The organism is Pauljensenia sp. UMB6358 (genome assembly GCF_030216865.1).
Classification (GTDB): Bacteria; Actinomycetota; Actinomycetes; order Actinomycetales; family Actinomycetaceae; genus Pauljensenia; species Pauljensenia turicensis_A.
In genome coordinates this window covers 1-229 of sequence record NZ_JASOMS010000317.1, presented here as the reverse complement: position 1 = coordinate 229, position 229 = coordinate 1, and the positions used below count along the sequence as shown (strand labels likewise).

General features: G+C 59.0%; 1 pseudogene. It reads left to right on the top strand.

From position 1 onward, the window contains the following. Positions 1 to 97: 97 nt before the first annotated feature. Positions 98 to 229 (top strand): annotated as a pseudogene (locus QP381_RS09965) (hypothetical protein); the annotation flags it as partial.

Sequence of the window (229 nt, the reverse complement as noted above, 5' to 3'; positions counted from 1 at the left end):
CATCATCGACGGGATTTATCTATCCCACCACTGGTGCTTACTGATCGCAACAAACGGGTCACACGTCATTGGCTGACAATGGTGCGACCGTGAATCCGTAGCCGCATGGCAGGCGCTCCTTTCCAGGTTCCCAGCCCCTACCGTGGTCATCACCGATGACAGGCCAGGAGCACTCAAAGCAATCCGGCAATGCTGGCCCGCCACCGGGGTTCAGCGCTGCCTGTTCCAC